General features: G+C 39.5%; 15 protein-coding genes and 1 other RNA gene. 6 read left to right on the forward strand and 10 right to left on the reverse strand.

What is annotated here, in order from left to right:
* Window positions 1–14: 14 nt before the first annotated feature.
* The 4 genes from ACO1QW_RS08035 to ACO1QW_RS08050 are packed head-to-tail and all read right to left on the reverse strand — an operon-like array spanning window position 15 to window position 4663.
* A complete protein-coding gene (locus ACO1QW_RS08035) occupies window positions 15–1295 on the reverse strand; it encodes an MFS transporter (RefSeq protein WP_486257382.1) in 1281 nt (426 codons plus the stop codon).
* A gap of 12 nt (window positions 1296–1307) precedes the next feature.
* Window positions 1308–1661, reverse strand: coding sequence for a cupin domain-containing protein (locus ACO1QW_RS08040; RefSeq protein WP_486257384.1), 354 nt, complete (start codon window positions 1659–1661; stop codon window positions 1308–1310).
* 29 nt (window positions 1662–1690) lie between these two features.
* Window positions 1691–3871, reverse strand: a complete 2181-nt coding sequence (locus ACO1QW_RS08045; RefSeq protein WP_486257386.1) for an alginate lyase family protein — start codon at window positions 3869–3871, stop codon at window positions 1691–1693.
* Between the two features lie 36 nt (window positions 3872–3907).
* Window positions 3908–4663 (reverse strand): SDR family NAD(P)-dependent oxidoreductase, encoded by a 756-nt coding sequence (locus ACO1QW_RS08050; RefSeq protein ID WP_486257388.1) that lies wholly within the window; start codon window positions 4661–4663, stop codon window positions 3908–3910.
* Between the two features lie 348 nt (window positions 4664–5011).
* Here ACO1QW_RS08050 and ACO1QW_RS08055 point away from each other — a divergent pair, with 348 nt between their 5' ends.
* Both ACO1QW_RS08055 and ACO1QW_RS08060 read left to right on the forward strand, forming a co-directional pair.
* Window positions 5012–6037: a LacI family DNA-binding transcriptional regulator gene (locus ACO1QW_RS08055; RefSeq protein WP_486257390.1), complete on the forward strand. Its 1026-nt coding sequence runs from the start codon at window positions 5012–5014 to the stop codon at window positions 6035–6037.
* An 18-nt stretch (window positions 6038–6055) separates the two neighbouring features.
* On the forward strand, window positions 6056–8338 hold the full coding sequence (locus ACO1QW_RS08060; protein ID WP_486257392.1) for a polysaccharide lyase 6 family protein: 2283 nt from the start codon (window positions 6056–6058) through the stop codon (window positions 8336–8338).
* A gap of 48 nt (window positions 8339–8386) precedes the next feature.
* Here the strand turns inward: ACO1QW_RS08060 and ssrA are convergent.
* Window positions 8387–8759, reverse strand: a transfer-messenger RNA (tmRNA) gene (gene ssrA / locus ACO1QW_RS08065).
* Between the two features lie 122 nt (window positions 8760–8881).
* On the opposite strand from ssrA, the gene ACO1QW_RS08070 reads away from it, so the two are divergent.
* The gene (locus ACO1QW_RS08070) at window positions 8882–10684 is read left to right on the forward strand and encodes a MutS-related protein (protein WP_486257394.1); all 1803 of its coding nucleotides are present in this window, start codon (window positions 8882–8884) and stop codon (window positions 10682–10684) included.
* A gap of 58 nt (window positions 10685–10742) precedes the next feature.
* Here the strand turns inward: ACO1QW_RS08070 and rseP are convergent, their stop codons facing one another.
* From rseP to ACO1QW_RS08085, 3 genes are all read right to left on the reverse strand, one after another.
* Window positions 10743–12107 carry an RIP metalloprotease RseP gene (gene rseP / locus ACO1QW_RS08075; protein ID WP_486257396.1) on the reverse strand — a complete coding sequence of 455 codons (1365 nt, stop codon included), beginning with the start codon at window positions 12105–12107 and terminating at the stop codon, window positions 10743–10745.
* 93 nt (window positions 12108–12200) lie between these two features.
* The gene (locus ACO1QW_RS08080; RefSeq protein ID WP_486257398.1) at window positions 12201–13367 is read right to left on the reverse strand and encodes a 1-deoxy-D-xylulose-5-phosphate reductoisomerase; all 1167 of its coding nucleotides are present in this window, start codon (window positions 13365–13367) and stop codon (window positions 12201–12203) included.
* Window positions 13368–13436: 69 nt separating this feature from the next.
* On the reverse strand, window positions 13437–14933 hold the full coding sequence (locus ACO1QW_RS08085) for a GH3 auxin-responsive promoter family protein (RefSeq protein WP_486257400.1): 1497 nt from the start codon (window positions 14931–14933) through the stop codon (window positions 13437–13439).
* Window positions 14934–15072: 139 nt separating this feature from the next.
* On the opposite strand from ACO1QW_RS08085, the gene rplU reads away from it, so the two are divergent.
* From rplU to ACO1QW_RS08100, 3 genes are all read left to right on the forward strand, one after another.
* The gene (gene rplU / locus ACO1QW_RS08090) at window positions 15073–15375 is read left to right on the forward strand and encodes a 50S ribosomal protein L21 (RefSeq protein WP_182801766.1); all 303 of its coding nucleotides are present in this window, start codon (window positions 15073–15075) and stop codon (window positions 15373–15375) included.
* Window positions 15376–15430: 55 nt separating this feature from the next.
* Window positions 15431–15697, forward strand: coding sequence for a 50S ribosomal protein L27 (gene rpmA / locus ACO1QW_RS08095; protein WP_486257403.1), 267 nt, complete (start codon window positions 15431–15433; stop codon window positions 15695–15697).
* A gap of 75 nt (window positions 15698–15772) precedes the next feature.
* On the forward strand, window positions 15773–15907 hold the full coding sequence (locus ACO1QW_RS08100; protein WP_340439051.1) for a hypothetical protein: 135 nt from the start codon (window positions 15773–15775) through the stop codon (window positions 15905–15907).
* A 69-nt stretch (window positions 15908–15976) separates the two neighbouring features.
* Here the strand turns inward: ACO1QW_RS08100 and ftsY are convergent, their stop codons facing one another.
* Entirely contained in the window at window positions 15977–16942 is a 966-nt protein-coding gene (gene ftsY, locus ACO1QW_RS08105; RefSeq protein ID WP_486257406.1) for a signal recognition particle-docking protein FtsY, read from the reverse strand.
* 114 nt (window positions 16943–17056) lie between these two features.
* On the reverse strand, window positions 17057–17230 hold the full coding sequence (locus ACO1QW_RS08110) for a DUF4295 domain-containing protein (RefSeq protein ID WP_129132649.1): 174 nt from the start codon (window positions 17228–17230) through the stop codon (window positions 17057–17059).
* Window positions 17231–17248 lie beyond the last annotated feature (18 nt).

The raw sequence follows: 17248 nt of genomic DNA on the forward strand, positions 1-17248 counted from the left end.
TCTTTGAGCAATCGTTATTTCTTTTTTGATACAATGAATGTGATACACAACCATGCAACCGGTACAAGCAATGCCGCCAGTATAAAAAAGGAAGTGTAATTTGTTTTTGTAAGTACGGGAACAAGCCAGGTAACGATCAATGTGCCTGCCACTGCCGATGTACCTCCCATGCCTGCAACAGTGCCTACATTCTTTCCATGGAAATAATCGCTCGGTAATGTTTGCAGGTTGTTGATGAGAAATTGAAACCCAAACAGTGTAATACCGATCAATGCAATAGCAACTGCAGGTTGTTCTTTCAATTGATCAAGATAAACAGCTACTGCTGCCAATGCAATTAACATGATGATGCTGCCAACAGTAATAGCGTTCTTTCTTGCTTTTGTTGCTGCCATTCCGCTTTTTATTTTTCTTGCGGAATAAAAACCACCAGTGATCCCACCAATAGCTGCAAACAGAAACGGTACCCATGCAAATGCTCCTACCTGTTTAATATCAAATCCAAAATTTTCTTTTAAGAAGAAAGGAAGCCAGGTAACAAACATCCACCAAACAGGATCGATAAAAAACCTTGAACTGATGACACCCCATGTATTTTTAAATTGCAACAATTGTTTCCATGAATAAACAGTAACAGCAGTTGTTGCTGCATTACTAGTAGCAACTTGATCTTGCAGGATATGTTCCTGTTCTTCTTTTGTGATCCATGGATGTTTATCAGGTGTATTTCTGTTAATGAGTAACCAGGGAATGATCCACAACACACCCAACACACCAATGCCAACAAATGTCATCTTCCAACCAAAGGCAAGATATAAGTATGCAATGAACGGCGCCGAAACCACCGAACCAAGTGATGCGCCCGCACCAAAGATCCCTTGTGCAATGGCTCTTTCTTTTGCCGGGAACCATTCTGCATTACTCTTTGCAGCACCGGGCCAGTTTCCAGCTTCACTAATTCCTAACAGAAAACGAAAGACGTTGAACGAACCCAATGTTTTTGCCACAGCATGTAATGCAATGGAAATACTCCACCCTGCAATGGAAAGCACAAAGCCCAGTCGTGTACCAATTGCATCCATCAACTTTCCTGTAACAGTTTGACCAATTGCATAAGCGATCATAAAAAATGTAGTGATGAGTTTCAATGCATCTTTACTATCGGCTTCTGCAATGCCAAAATCTTTATGGATATAAGGCCACAGGATATTTATTGCTGTACGGTCAATATAATTAATGATCGTTGCCAGCGCAATCAATCCAATGATATACCACCTGAGACCTTTGATCTTCATAATTTATAAATACTATTTGCTCTGAATAAAATCTTCACGCATGGGGCTGAATACATCGATCAGCACTCCTGCTTCTAAACAAACAGCACCATGAGTGATGTTTGGTGGAATATAAAATGCATCGCCTGCCTTTAACACCCTCTTCTCTCCTGCTATCTCTACTTCAAACACACCACTTTCAACATGTGTGATCTGTGAATGATAATGATGATGCAATGTGCCCACTCCACCTGTTTCAAATTCCACACGCACCAACATCAGTTTATCATCATAAGCCATGATCTTTCTGCGCATGCCTTTATCTACATCTTCCCACGGTATTTCATTGCCTTCAATAAATACCTTAACAAATTCGGTTGTTCCCATGTGTCTGTTATTTAGTTCGTTTTAAATTTTTATAATTTCTTACCGTCGTACAACACTGTAAATGGCCCTACCCAATTGATGCCGGAAGCAGTGTGCGTTTGCTTTGTATCAAACTGGTTGTTGCATTGTGCAATGACCAGCATCTTTCCGTTTACTTTCATTTGAGCAATGGTATATTGATCATCGTTGTGCAACAGCATGATGTCTTTTACTGTTGAATAAGCCTCTGTTGAAAATTCTGCGATGGGATCAAACTTGCCATGTACTTCTACAACGTTTACAAATGTTTGATCCTTTCCATTTTTGCGGATGATGAATGATGGTTCATGTCGCAGGTTGAAGTTTGGATCATTCGCACCCAGCCTGGTAAAGAATAATTTTGCCTGTCCTGTTATCATTGATGATACGGTGTAGTAAGTACGGTCGTTGAGAAAAGTTACGCTTGCGGTGGTATCATTTACTAACGCTTCTGCTTCCTTCCATAAATATTGATAGCCGTTGTTATTGCCTAATGCTTCCTGTGAATTTGTATATGCTTTGTATTTAGCCGAAGTGCTGATCAAATGACCATTGTAATGAAACGGCAGATCGTATTGATGATCCTCTTTTGAAGCAACATAAAAAACATCCGCTACGAGTTTTTTCCTTCCAGGCAATTGCAACAGGTAAACTGCACGCTGCATACGAACTCCTTTATAAGCATTTGAATCAGCAGCCATCACTACCTGCACCGCTTCATTAGTTGTACTGCTGAATATTTTTTGCGGATGAAATTTCTCGGCCACATTTTCCTTTCCATCAAAATGACTTTTCTCATCAACCACAATTGTGTTATGGGCAATTGTTTGTGAAGCGAATGTTTTGTTCTCCGGTAAATAACGTCCACCAAATTTTTGTTCAACACCAATGAAACGCACAGAACCATAATCAGTCAATATTTCATTTCCCCGATCGAAAAAATTAATATTCAGCTTATCGTAATGCCCATGCGATAAACCATGTGATGTGTATTTGAAAATTAATGTCGACAGATCAGCACCCTTTCCATTTCTTAATAAACTGATGCCACCTTCGTTACCTTTTACACCATCCGTAAACTCAATTGTTTTGTAAGGATAGAATGCTGAAATAGTTTTGTTGTTGACTAAAGCAGCAGCTACGGCAGCTCCTCCTTTGTGCAACATCACTCTTCCCTGTTTCTTCGCTACAACCAGCAAGCCATCATCTTTTCCATACACATCAAATGCAATGTTGATAGCTGTTACCAATTCATTACTTGTGTAATCTTTTTCTTTCAAGGCATCATTCAACGGGAAGAATGAACCATTCAGATTTGTTTGTTGTAAACCAGCTAGCAGTGCTTTTTGCAAAATGCGGTTACGATGTTCAAAAATTTTCAATCCGGGTTTTGCACGATGCAAAGCATTTGCAAAAAGATAATACGGAAGAATCGCATACCTCACATAGTAAGGGCCTTCAGTGTAATAACCATCTGGTGCAAACAAACCTTCGAGCTGTGCAAGAAAACCACTCTTGCCATCTTTCTTTGTTCCGTACAAAGCCATGTCAACATACTCTTTGTTGTTTGTTGCAATGCCCACAATTCCAACCCCGGCACAAGCCCACACACCATGATTATGTATAAGATCGAACCATGTTTGCAGATCTTTTGTTACAAAATCAACTTCAGGTTTAAATGCGCCATCTTCTATGGTTTTGCGTTCAGTTACAGTGAGTGAATTATAAATAAGATCATATGCCATACCCGTGTACACTAACCAATTAGCATCATTCAATGCCTGCCAAAAAATTCGACCGGGTGAACTGCTTGTTGCCTGCGGATGATTTTTTAATGTAGGATTGAGCGCCGCATATTTCATAAACATATCTTTTACCAGCTTTGCATATTTTGCATCACCTGTAAGATTGTAAAGAATGCCTGCATTAAACATCAAAGTATAATTGGCTTTATGCTTATCATGGGTGTAACCGCCTGCAGCTTCTTTTGGAAACGGCACATCAACATCCTTACCGATCCATTGATCCACTTCATTTTTAATTTCACTGTACGATTGTGTAAGAACAGGATATCTAAAAAGATTTGCTCTAACCTGTGCTGCTTCTGCTTTTGTAAAAAAAGTAACAGGATGCTGTGCAGCAAGCAAAACGGGAGCAACTATAAGAATAACTATTTTCAACAATCGTAACATGCAAGAATCAATTTACTTTTAAAACCTGTTCATCTGTTATGCGAAATAGGTACCGCCGTTAATCTCTACACTTTCGCCATTAATAAAAGAAGAAGCGTCACTTGCCAAATAAACAACCAGGTCGCCCACTTCACGTGCCTCGCCTTCTCTTCGTAATGGAGTGCCTGCAGCCACGTTTGTTCTTATTTCGGGTTTGGTAAACGTGTTGTGAAACGTAGTGTTGATCATACCCGGCGAAACACAGTTTACACGTATGCCTTTCGGGCCAAGTTCTTTTGCCAATCCTCTCGTCATAGTAAGAATACCTCCCTTTGCAGTTGCATAAGCCAGTGCACCACCACCGCCACCATCTCTTGCTGCCTGCGATGAAAAGTTTACAATTGCTCCACCTTCCGTCATATGCGGAACAACAGCACGAGTGACGAGATACGCTGATTTAAGATTTACGTTGATCACAGCGTCCCAAAATTCTTCATCAAGTTCTGCTAAAGGTTTGCGACCCATTAAACCACCGGCAACATTCACCAACACATGAATCGTATTTCCAAATGCAGCAGTACATGTTGCAATTATATTTTGCACATCGGTAGCTTTTGTTACATCACCCTTAGCGATCACAGCTTCACCACCGGCAGCTTTGATCAACTGCAATGTTTCATTCGCCTGCTCATCATTATTTAAATAATTGATACAAACTTTTGCACCTGCTTCTGCAAGTTTTAATGATACCTGCCTGCCAATATCTCTTGCACCTCCTGTTACCAGCGCAACTTTTTCGTTGAATGATGTCATAACTGAATGCTTATAATTTAGATGAAGGGTGTGTTAAATGGGGATAGCAAAAAGAAGTGAACTGATAAGAAGAATAAGCCCTGCAATCAGCATGGAGAGTACTGTCAAGAGCCCTTCGTTTTCTCATATAGCAAACTTCTGATTGTAATATTAAACCGAAAATCGACCGGAGCTCAAAAACCGTCACTTTGAAAATCTTAAATATTTCGACCATTCATTAGAATATCATCATCATTATTCAATTTTATTGAACAACTTTCCAAATTTTAACTGCCGAGAACGTTACCGGCAACGCTACCGGCATTTCCGTAATGTTGTTTACTTTAGTTTTACTAAATCATTTCAAACATGGATAAGCCTGCCACCATAAAAGATATTGCCAAGCGATTGAATATCTCACTCTCTACTGTTTCACGTGCAATGCGCAATGCACCTGATGTAAATGCCGACACAAAAAGAGCGGTGCTTGCATTGTCGGATGAACTTAACTACCAGCCAAATAAACTGGCGTTAAGCTTAAAACAAAAACAAACGCACAACATTGCAGTGATCGTTCCTAATCTTGATTATGTGCTTTCAACAATGGTGAAAGGAATTGATGAAGTGGCATTGGAAGCAGGTTACACAGTGATGGTGTGCCAGAGTAATGAATCGTTTGGTAGAGAGATCGTAAATACAAGACGCATGATGGACAGTCTTGTTGATGGGTTTATTATTTCTGTATCAAGTGAAACAAAAGTATTCGATCATTTTAAAAAGATACTCGATAAGAAATTGCCAATGGTTGTGTTCGATCGTGTAACGCCATTTTTAAAAGCACCCGGTGTGCGCATTGATAATGAAGATGGCGGTTTCCAGGCAACAGAACATTTAATTGAACAGGGATATAAACGCATTGCTATTCTTGCCGGACCAAAAAATCTCGGCATCAGTAATCAGCGACTTGATGGTTACCTGAAAGCATTGAAAAAATATGGTATGAAGCCGGAAGACGATCTTATCATCAATTGCGATTTCAATCAACACTATGCTTACTTGGCCACGCAGGAATTACTGAATATGAAGAAAAGACCCGATGCAATATTTACCATCAGCGATCGTATGGCTATTGGAGCAATGTTAGCGATAAAGGAAAAAAAATTGAACATGCCGAATGATATTGGTTTGGTTGGTTTTAATAATGAACCGGTGGTAAGTCTGGTATCGCCAAGCATTTCAAGTGTTGATCAACCAGCATTTGAGTTGGGTAAACTTGCTGCCAAACTATTTATTGAAACCGTTCACCAGGATAAAGACATGAGTGATGTGGAAGAAGTACTGAAACCTAAACTGATGATACGAGAATCATCCTTGCGAATTCCGATAAAAAAGTAAAGCCTTAAAATAATGTACATGACACGATTGCTTCTCCTCTCTTGTTTTCTTCTGCTAAGTTTTTTTGCCTCGGCCGACAGCACATTTGTAAAAACGATCGACGAATTAAATGCTGCCACAAAAAAAGCAAAAGCAGGCGACAAGATCATTTTAAAAAATGGAGAATGGAAAGATGTTGTCATTAAATTAAAGTGTAAAGGCACCAAAGAAGACCCCATAATCGTCAAAGCACAATCTGCAGGCAAAGTTATTATCACGGGTAATTCACAATTAAGACTTGGTGGCGCTTACACAATTGTTGATGGGCTCTACTTCCATAATGGATATGCAGGCAAAGATGCGGTGATCAATTTCAGGGCAGATAAAGACGACCTGGCTAATAACTGTCGTGTAACAAATACGGTTGTGGATGATTTTAATAACCCAAAACGATTGGATGAAAACAACTGGGTTTTGTTTTACGGAAAAAATAACCGTTTAGATCATTGCAGTTTTAAGGATAAGAAGAACATGGGGGTGCTCATCGCAGTGATACTTGATGACGAACGAAGCCGTGAAAATTTTCATTCAATCGATCATAACTATTTTGGCAGAAGACCACCGCTTGCTTCCAACGGCGGAGAAATAATACGAGTGGGCGTATCACAACATTGCCAATTCAATTCCAATACACAGATCACAGATAATTTTTTTGAACACTGCAATGGTGAAACAGAAATTGTTTCCATTAAATCGGGCAGTAATGTAGTACGTGGAAATGTATTTAAAGAATCACAAGGAAGTGTGGTGCTGCGTCATGGTGATAACAACACAGTTGAGAATAATTTGTTTTTAGGAAATGGAAAAGTTGCTACAGGTGGTGTGCGTGTAATCAATAAAGGACAATGGGTAGTGAATAATTTTTTTTACAAATGCAGGGGAACCGATTTCCGCTCGCCATTAGCAATCATGAATGGCATTCCTAATTCACCGGCGCACCGGTATGTGCAGGTAACCGATGCGGTGATCGCTAACAATACATTTGTTGATTGCAGCCCCATTAGCTTTGGTGAAGGAAGTGATGCAGAGCGAACTTTGCCACCTGCAAATGTTTTGCTGGCCAACAATGTTTTCTACAATTCAATTGATAGTATTATTTATCATGTATATGATGCGATCAATGGCTTTCGTTTCTCTGGTAACGAAGTGAGTTCACAGGTGAAGCAAAAACTCTCTCCTGGCTTTAAGTCTTCTTCATTAATAGTGCAGAAAAACGACAATAAGCCATTTCCTGTTTCAGCTCATAACAACAAATTTGTTGCAATAGATTCTATTCAGAAGGTAGCAACAACACGTCTCAGTCGACCGCTTGCAACAAAAGCGGGTTTTACTGATATTAATCTTATCAAACAAATTCAGGCAAATGCTTACAGCAAAACGGGCGCAAAATGGTTTAAGCAACCAGGAAGCAATGTACCTGTATTATTAAAAACTGTGAAGTGCAGTACTGCTAATGAAGTGTACGCACAGCTTGAACATAATGGTCCGGTAATAATTGAATTGACTGGTTCTGTTTATGAAATATCGAAAACAATCGTTGTAAACAAGCAAGTACAGTTTATTACAAAGCAAACAAAGCCTATCAGGTTCTCTAGCGGCAGTATGTCAGCTGCAATTGTACTTTCGGGAAATGGCCATCTAACTTTAAAGGATCTTCCAATCGACGGTAAAGAAATAAAAGCTACACATTTTATTGCAAGCGATAATGCCGGGTATAGCAATCATTACAACCTTGTTATGAGTAATTGTTCGATACGTGGTCTTGCATTACAAGCTGGTTGTAAAAACTTCTTCTACGCCTACAAATCAATGATCGCCGATAGTATTATCATTCGCAACAGTATATTCAAAGACAATATAGTCAATATGATCAGTATGGCTGATGAGAAAGATGATAAAGGTTATTATAATGCTGAGGAGATCGACATCAGCCACAATACTTTTATAAATAACAATGGTGTACTGTTGAACATTTATCGTGGCGGTAACGACGAAAGTACACTTGGGCCTAACCTTACATTCCGCCATAATAAGATTGAACAATGTAATACCGTAGATAGTATTGCTTTGATCAATTTAACCGGCGTGCAGGTAAGCAGGTTTATTTCAAACACATTTACCTCCAGCAATACAAACGAAAGTCTGTTCTATTTTAAAGATATTGTGAGAGCGAATCACCGTGTTGAAAAAAATGTTTTTCAATCGTCAGGTTCAATTACAGCAAACCAATTTGTAATAGAAAAAGAAAATAAAAAACGTTAACCCATTGAATGGTGGAAAATAAAAAAGGCAACATCACTGTTGCCTTTTTTGTGGAGCTGAGCGGATTCGAACCGCTGTCCAAACATATTCGCCAAAAGCTTTCTACATGCTTATTTCATGATTGTTTGTCGGCACTGCGCAGGACATGAACATACCAACGCAATACTTAGCTGAATAGTCTTTTGCAACAGTCACAGCCTTCTGTTGCAGCAACCTGTTTTGTTTTTATGTCGGCGGCGGAACTTGGTAACAGATCAACCTGTTCGGCGGCCCTAATGACTACCTAATCACTGATTAAGCGGCCATGGCATACTGTGTATTGCCATTTGAGTTTTTGAATATTCAGATTAAAGTGCTAATTATCCAACGCACTGCATGCTTACACCTTCAAAGATCTATGCTGTCAAAACCAGGCAGCCCCATTAGCAAGTACGAAGTACAAAGTGAAAAGTACAAAGTAGATGCGGACAGCAAAAATACATTTATTTCTGTTGACAAAATGCAAAAGAAACCCGATCGTTCATTCTTTCATAGATTTACAGCATGGCAGAAACGATGAAACCGGAGATATTTTATAATCAGCAGATCAGTGATCTTACAACCAAACTCAATCGGTTGTTAAAACGTAAACAGCTACTTGGCTGGATAAGGTTTGGGATTTTAGCAATAACCGTGTTGCTCACCTGGTTCTTTTCCCCTTCCGGAATTCTTGTGTCGGTTTTTATCTTATTCATTGGATTGGCGACCTTTTTGTTTGCTGTAAGAAAAGACCTCGTAAACAAAGAAGCTATCAGTCATCATGAACGATTGATTGAACTTAACAAGCAGGAAATACTTTACCTGCAACACAACTACACACATCAAAAAGATGGCGGTGAATTTTATAAAGATGAACATGCTTACGCCGGCGACCTGGATATTTTCGGGCGTGCTTCACTTTATCAATACATCAACAGAACCCATTCAGAACAAGGAAATCGCCTTCTTGCCGATTGGTTGCTTGCACCTTCGGCTGCAGCAACTATACAGGCAAGGCAAAAAGCTGCACAGGAATTAGTTGAACAAACAAACTGGCGACAGGAGTTGCAGGCACATGGTTCTTCTTCCACCATTACAATTGCAACAGAAAAGAAAATGGAAGAATGGCTGAAAGAAGAAAATCAATTCATTGATAAAAATATATGGCAGATCATTCGGTATATTTTCCCCGTTATTGCTATTGCCATTTTTGTTTGTTTTTTGTTTGATATAATTACTTACCAGCGTTTTCTTCAATCGCTGCTTGTGTTTACAATCATTGCATTTGCTATTACACGAATGATTGTTCCTCTTTATCGTAAGCTCAATAAGATAACTGGTCAAATGGAAGTGCTTTCAAACAGTATTGCCTGTATTGAGCTGGCAGCCTTTGAGGACCCCTTACTTGTTGAATTGAAAAATCAATTTAATTCTGGTTCAAACAAAGCCTCGCAGCAAATACTTGAACTGAAAAATATCTTTAATCGTTTTGATTATCGTATGAACCCGGTTGTATTTATTCCTTTAAATATTTTTCTGTTATGGGATTTACAACAGGTACTTCAACTGGAGAAATGGAAACAAAAAAACAATCAACAGATCAACCATTGGTTTGCAGCCTTGGCTGAACTGGAAGCGTTGACCAGCATTGCCACACTCGCCTTTAATCATCCGCATTGGAGTTTCCCTCAATTAAAATCCGACCAACCAACTTTTATTGCTGAACAATTAGGACATCCTTTGATTGAAGAACATAAAAATGTACTGAACGATTTTTCTACAGTTGGCAAAGAACAGGTGAACCTCATCACCGGTTCAAACATGGCGGGCAAAAGTACCTTCCTTCGAAGTGTGGGTGTAAACATGGTGTTAGCGGGAATGGGCGCTCCTGTTTGTGCGAAGCATTTAACCGTTACTCCGTTAAAAGTTATGAGCAGCATGCGCATTAAAGATAACCTCGAAGAAAGCACTTCCACTTTTTATGCAGAGTTGAAAAAACTGAAACAAATTATTGATGCCGTAAATAACAAAGAAGCAGTTTTTATTTTGCTCGATGAAATTTTAAGGGGTACTAATTCAAATGATCGTCATTCAGGCTCAAAGGCGTTGATCAAACAATTATTGCATCATAAAGCCACAGGTATACTAGCAACGCATGATCTCGAGTTAGCAAAGCTGGCTGATGATTACCCTGCCTTAATCCACAACTACCATTTCGACGTGCAGGTAAATAAAGAGGAGTTGTACTTCGACTACAAATTAAAAAGAGGTATTTGTCAAAGTATGAATGCTTCTATCTTAATGAAAAAGATCGGCATTGAACTTTAAGCAATAAAAAAGAGAAAGCGTTTGCTTTCTCTTTTTTTAATGATGTAAAATGATCCGCTTACCTGTTCCAGCCAAACAAATCATTACCGTTTGCGTAGATCAACAATCCAAACAATATTACCATACCAACGATTTGTGCATACTCCAAAAACTTCTCGTTTGGTTTGCGTCCAGTGATCATCTCAATTAATGTGAACAATACATGTCCGCCATCCAAAGCAGGAATGGGCAATAAATTCATGAATGCAAGTATGATGCTGAAGAAAGCAGTAATACTCCAGAAATTTTCCCAATCCCAAACAGAAGGGAAAATTGAACCCATCGATTTAAAACCACCTACACCTTTATAGGCGCCCGTTTCAGGACGAAGAATGAGTTTAAACTGTTCAATATAATCGCCCAGCTTACCAAATGTCTTCTTAATACCTGCAGGGAACGATTCAAAGAAAGAATATGAACGATGATTGATTTTAAAATCACCTGCGGCTGCATATTGCTCAAACTCTGCAAGACCAAGCCCCGTTTTACCTTCAGGTCCAACCTTCGACACAACAGCAACTTTTTCTCCGTTACGGTCAATTGTAAATTCAACTGTTCCGTTTTTCTTCTTCGCCACTAACGGAATCAATTCATCAAAATAATTAACCGGTACAGAATCTACAGCTACAATTTTATCGCCGCTCTTCAAGCCTGAACGACTTGCAAAACTCGTATCTTTTTTGTCGAACTCACCAACCAGTGGTACTACACGCATTTCAACCAATCTTCTCCTGCGTTTGCTTTCAACCAGCTTTCCCACAAGATCTACGGGGAAGATGATATTTTTTTGCTCGCCGTTTCTATCAACTACCATCTGTTTAGCAGTAAGGATGTTCTTGTTTACATCGTCGAAATATGCAACAGGTTTTCCACCAATTGAAACAATTTTATCGCCATTTCTTATGCCCGCTTCATACATTAAACTATCGGTGATCCACACACCATTTTTCACACTGTCCATCGGTATTTTATCTTCACCCCAAACAAACAGGATCATTGCATAAATAATGAAGGCAAGGATTACGTTTACTGTAACACCGCCAATCATGATGATCAAACGTTGCCAGGCTGGTTTGCTGCGGAACTCCCAGGGTTGTGCAGGTAATTTCATGGCTTCTTTATCCATGCTCTCATCGATCATGCCCGATATCTTTACATAACCACCAAGCGGTAACCAACCGATACCATATTCCGTTTCGCCAACTTTCTTTTTAAATAAGGAGAACCATGGATCGAAGAAGAGATAGAATTTTTCTACACGGCATTTGAACCAGCGAGCCGTAATGTAATGACCGAATTCATGAAAGACGATGAGAATTGAAAGCGACAGTAATAATTGTGCGGCTTTGATTCCGAAATCGGCCCAGTTAATTGCTAATAACATAGTTAATAAATTAGTCCTTGTTTTTCATTTTTTGATATGGAATCAGCAAATATCGCTGAAAAAAGGAAGGTTACTGAGAATTTTTTGTGAATGTTAGAGTTGAATAAGAGAGGCTGTATAGTTCCTTGCTTCCGCATCACTTTCGAAATATTCTTCAAGTGTCGGTTTGGCAATAAAGGGAACATGGTTCATTGTTTTTTCAATGATGTCAGTCATATCTAAAAACCCTACCCTGTTTTTCAGAAAAGCCCATACAGCAATTTCATTTGCTGCATTCATGATGCATGGAAGATTGCCGCCTTTTTGCAAAGCGTCAATGGCCAATGCCAGGTTGCGGAAAGTTTTAAGATCGGGTTCTTCAAACGAAAGGGTATTGATCTTTTTAAAATCGTAACGTGGAAAATTATTTGCAAGACGTAGCGGAAATGCCATGGCGTATTGAATGGGCAACTTCATGTCGGGCAAACCCATTTGAGCTTTAAGACTTCCATCTTCAAACTGCACCATGCTATGAATAATACTTTGCGGATGAATGACAACCTGTATTTGATCGGGAGCAAGATTAAACAACCATTTTGCTTCAATCATTTCCAAACCTTTGTTCATCAACGTAGCTGAATCAATGGTGATCTTCGCACCCATGCTCCAGTTAGGATGTTGCAATGCATGATCACGCTTTACATTCAAAAGAAAGTTTGGCTTGCGACCTCGAAACGGACCGCCACTTGCGGTTAGAATAACCTTATCTATTTTATTGCGATGCTCACCAACAAGGCATTGAAAAATAGCTGAGTGTTCACTATCAACCGGAATGATTGGCACACGATTCTCAACTGCTTTTTGCATTACAATATCACCAGCCACCACCAGTGTTTCTTTGTTTGCTAAAGCGATTGCTTTTTTATTTTCGATAGCTTTCAATGTTGGTTTTAAACCTGCAAAACCAACAATGGCAGCCAGCATCATATCATAAGTATCAAAGGCCGCTACTTCTTCTAAAGATTGTTCACCGGTAAACACTTTTACATCAGTTGATGAAAGTGCCTGTTTTACTTTCTCGTATTTCTTTTCGTCAACAATTACGACAGCATTAGGATTAAACTGCAGTGCTTGTTTAACCAGCAATTCATCATTGGTATGTGCGGTGAGAATTTCTACTTCAAATAACCCGGGATTGGCTTCAATTACATCAAGCGCCTGCGTTCCTATAGAACCGGTTGATCCAAATATTGCGATGCGTTTCTTTTGTTGTTCCTGCATAATGTGGGTGTGGATGCTAACTGCAAACCTATTGGAAAAAACAGTCAGGTTATTATCCTGTTCAATCGTTTAATTATCGGCCCATCTCATCAACTCATCAGCAATCTTTCGATCATTGCTGAGACGTGGCACTTTATTTTGTCCGCCCAATTTACCGATACTTTTCATGTAATCGATAAATCCGTTCTTTTTAACAGGCGTGATCTTTAAGGGTTGTAAAATATTACCAACAATAAGATCATCATAATAAATATTCTTGTCACGGAGATTATTGTTTAGACGTGTTGCGAATTGCTCAAGATTTTGTGGTTGACGTTCAAACTCGATAAACCATTCGTGGTAACTTTTACCTTCACCCTGCTGTATCATTGGCGCCACAGTAAACTCAGTGATGTGAATGTTTTCTTCACTGGCAGCCTTTAGCAAGCTTTGTTCTACCTCTTCACCAATAACGTGCTCACCAAATGCAGAGATATAATGTTTGGTTCTGCCAGTAACCACCAAACGGTAAGGCTCAGTTGAAACAAACTTTACGGTGTCACCAATATTATACGCCCACAAGCCCGCATTGCTACTAATAATGAGTGCATAGTTTTCACCCACCTTCACATCCCGCAACGATAAACGAGTGGGGCTTTCGTTATGAATTTCAGCAGCAGGCACAAATTCAAAGAAAATTCCATCGTTGGTATTTAATAATAAGCCCTCCGCTTCCTGCGAATCCTGGAAAGCGAAGAATCCCTCACTTGCAGGGAACACTTCTATGCTGTCCACTTTTCGCCCGATACTTTCAAAAAGCTTAGCCTTGTAGGGTTCAAAATTTACACCTCCCTGGATCATAACCTTAAAGTCGGGGAAAATGTCTCCTACTTTCTTGCCTGTGCGATTCATCAGTTCATCAAAGTACATCTGCATCCATGGGGGAATACCGCTAATAAGCGTCATATTCTGGTTAAGCGTTTCATCCACAATCCTGGCCAGCTTGGTTTCCCAATCTTCAATACAATTGGTTTCGTAAGAAGGTAACTGATTGGTGCGGAGATATTTGGGAATAAGATGGTTTGAAATACCGCTTAACCGGCCCGTAGGGATACCACCCACCCTTTCCAATTCCGGTGACCCCGAAAGGAAAATAAGTTTACCATCAAAAAAACGGGTGTTGCCCGTTTCAGCCGCATAACAAAGAGCGGCGTTACGGGCTGTACCGAAATGATTTCCAACTGATTCTTTGGTGATGGGAATGTATTTTACACCGCTGGTGGTGCCGGAAGTTTTAGCAAAGTACATGGGAAGACCTTTCCATAAAACATTGTGCTTGCCTTCAATTATCTTGTCGATCCAGGGACGAAAATCTTCATAATCCCTGATAGGTACAGCCTGTTTATATTCATCATAGCCATTGAGCTTTCCCAAATCCTGCATCTTTCCATATTCGGTGTCCTTGCCGGCTTTCAGAAGCTGTTTCAGGATCTGGTCCTGGTCGGCAATAGCAGTAAGCTTATTTTTTTGGATCGATTTATAGATGTAGCCTGCAAATGGTTTAGCAAGCACTGATTTAATTTTCATTCCGAAACCCAGTTTGAGCCCACAAATGTAGCTTTACAAGCTCAAAGGAACCCGTTAAAATAGGGGCAAATTTTTTAGCTTGAAACTTGTTTTCAAAGCAATTTTATCCCTACCTTTGCAGCCCTAATATTGGAAAGTTATGTTTGCAGTAGTTAAAATAGCCGGTCAGCAGTTTAAAGTTTCAGAAGGTCAGAGCCTGTACGTTCCTCATATTGAAGGTAACGCTGGTGACCAAGTTGAGTTTTCTGATGTATTATATGTTGACACGGATGGAAAAATCAGTGTTGGTGCTGATGCGAAAGTAAAAGTGAAAGCTGAGATCGTTGCTGAAAGAAAAGGCAAAACTGTGATCGCTTTTAAAATGAAACGTCGTAAAGGTTTCCGTAAAAAGAAAGGACACCGTACGCTTTACACTCACATTAAAGTAACCGGTATTGCGTAAAATCTGAAGTTGCACTTCATATTTTCAAATTCTATAATTTTCAAATTCTTATAAAATGGCACATAAAAAAGGTGAAGGTAGTGTAAAGAATGGTCGTGATTCACAAAGCAAACGCCTTGGTGTAAAGATCTATGGTGGTCAACCTGCAACAGCTGGTAACATCATTATTCGTCAGAGAGGTACTCAGTATCATCCTGGTAAAAACGTAGGCGTTGGTAAAGATTATACAATTTTTGCATTAGCTGATGGTGTTGTTGAATTCAGAAAAGGAAAGAACGATAAGACTTTCGTTTCTGTTGCCCCCGTTGAAGCAGGTGCTTAAAAAAATTTTTTTAAATAAAAAATTTTTTTATTTTTACCCTGTTAAGTTTTTTACTAATCATTAAATTCTAAGAAAATGGCAACAAAAAAGAAAGCCGCTAAAAAAGCTGCTCCTAAAAAAGCTGCGAAAAAAGCCGCTCCAAAAAAGAAAGCTGCTAAAAAAGCTGCTCCTAAAAAGAAAGCTGCTAAAAAAGCTGCTAAGAAAAAATAAGATTCTAACGAATCGAAAAAGAAACCTCCTGATTACAGGAGGTTTTTATTTTTAAGGAAGTTCGCAGAATTACTTTGTAAGATTGAAAAGACTATCGGCAAACTCATGTTTATCGAACACAAGCAGATCTTCCACTTTCTCTCCCACCCCAATAAACTTTACCGGAATTTTGAATTGGTGAGCTATTGCCAAAACAACACCACCTTTGGCCGTTCCATCCAGCTTGGTGATCACTAAGCCTGTTACATCAGTTGCGGCAGTAAAATGTTTTGCCTGTTCAATAGCGTTTTGACCCGTTGATCCATCCAGCACAAGCAATACATCATGTGGCGCATCAGGGATTACTTTTTGAATCACACGTTTGATCTTACTCAACTCTTCCATCAGGTGAGTTTTGGTGTGGAGACGACCGGCGGTGTCAATAATCAATATATCAATGTCTTTTGCAACCGCACTGCTAACTGCATCAAACGCAACTGATGCAGGGTCGCTTCCCATTTCACGTTTTACAATCGGCACACCTGCACGATCACTCCAGATGGTTAACTGATCAACCGCCGCAGCACGAAATGTATCTGCCGCCCCGAGCATTACTTTTTTGCCAGCCTGTGTAAAATGGTGAGCAAGTTTACCGATGGTTGTAGTTTTACCAACACCATTTACTCCAACAACCATCAACACAAATGGTCTCTTACCTGCCGGCAAATCGAAGTTGGAATAAGTTGTATCTGCAGGAGCATCAACCAAAATATTTTCGATTTCGTGTTGCAATATTGAATTAAGCTCTGAAGTATTAATGTATTTATCTCTAGCTACACGTGCTTCAATGCGCTCAATAATTTCTACTGTTGTTTCAATTCCCACATCAGCACTAACCAAAGCTTCCTCCAGGTTATCGAGCACTTCAGTATCAACGGTGGCTTTACCTGCAACAGCTCTTGCAATTTTTCCGAGAAACCCTTCCTTGGTTTTTTCCAATCCCTGGTCCAGGCTTTCTTTCTCTTTCTTTCCGAATAGCTTACCAAAAAATCCCATTGTTTGTGTTTTACATTACAATATTACAATGAACCATGAAGAGTATAAAAACAACAAAGCCGCTCCATGTTTATGAACTTGGAACAGCTTTGTAATATACTGATCAGGTATAAGTTATTTTTGAGCGAGGTAATCTTTCACTTTATCCTTGTGCACAATTTGCTCTTTGAAAGTGTATGCACCAGATTTAGGACTGCGTACGGCCCTGATTACTTTAGTCCAGTTTTTAGATTCTGCCGCTGCTTTGGCATCCTTAATCTTTGCGTTCTTTGAAGCTGCTTTTGCCATGACTTCTTAATTTATAAT

This window comes from Lacibacter sp. (assembly GCF_057361365.1).